Raw genomic sequence first — 992 nt, 5'->3', positions numbered from 1 at the left:
TTTTTGAATTGTAACACTAACATAATCCTTTTAAAATGTGCGCTATCACATTAATTGTCCAACCATCACCCAACATGTTATATCTATTAGTATCAGATACACATGCTGTATACCTTTCTTTTACAGTTTGTAATCTTTCATATTCTAAAGGTGTTAGTTTTCTACATTTGCCATCTTGATACACTTTCTTTTGTAAGTTTCCACCTCTACACGCTGTTAATGTTGGTGATTTGTAATACTTACTAGAAACTCTTTTTAAAATATCATGTCCTTTTATATCAAGAGTTGCTGCTACACTTTTGTCTTCTCCATGGAAGGTAAAGGTTCTATTTTTATACCAATATTTTTCTTCCACCTCATCAATAGGTAATAAAATATCCTTTATTACTAAGTTATTTTCTTTTGGTAATTTATTTATAGGTATGTTAGTCCAATATAATCTTTTTCTATTTTGTGCTGAAAACAATGCGCTATCAATCATTATTGGTTCAACCTCTAATAGTTCACTTATAATATCTTTACTTTCAACACTCATACTTTCAACATTTTCAAATAAAAAATATTTTGGTTTTATATATTTTTTTATATCTACAAAATCATAGAATAGTTTAGAAGAACCGTCTAAGCCTTTTTTATACTGTTCAGTATTAGTTCTTGATAAACTTTTGCAAGGTGTTCCTGAAAGCAATGCATCAATTCCTTTATATTTATCTAAATCTTTAATTTTAGTCATATCTCCTATTTGAATTGTATTCGGATAGTTATATTGAGTAACTTTTATACTGCTTGGCTCAATTTCACTGGAATAATATTTATTATTTACACCATCAAATGTTATCCCGTTTAATTCAAAAGCTTGCTGTCCTCCACTCATTCCATCACATAAACTTAATACATTCATATCTTCTCGTCAGAAGATGACCGGTCACATATTATCTAGAATTACTTCATTATCTCCTTTCTTTTAATTTTATTTCGTCGCATTAATTTCA

The 992-nt window shown here is 28.4% G+C and carries 1 protein-coding gene; it reads right to left on the bottom strand.

The window, feature by feature from the left end:
• Positions 1-16: 16 nt before the first annotated feature.
• Entirely contained in the window at positions 17-901 is an 885-nt protein-coding gene (locus EJL03_RS15845) for a DNA cytosine methyltransferase (protein WP_125154924.1), read from the bottom strand.
• Positions 902-992: the final 91 nt, after the last annotated feature.

The sequence above is a fragment of the Clostridium rectalis genome, assembly GCF_900626095.1.
GTDB lineage: Bacteria > Bacillota > Clostridia > Clostridiales > Clostridiaceae > Clostridium_AS > Clostridium_AS rectalis.
Note: the sequence above shows the minus strand (reverse complement) of the source record. Positions and strands in the feature narration are given on the sequence as shown.

What these genes read in the sequence shown, in the direction of transcription:
- EJL03_RS15845 (WP_125154924.1), bottom strand. Translation starts at nt 901, where the DNA reads ATGAATGTATTAAGTTTATGTGATGGAATGAGTGGAGGACAGCAAGCT.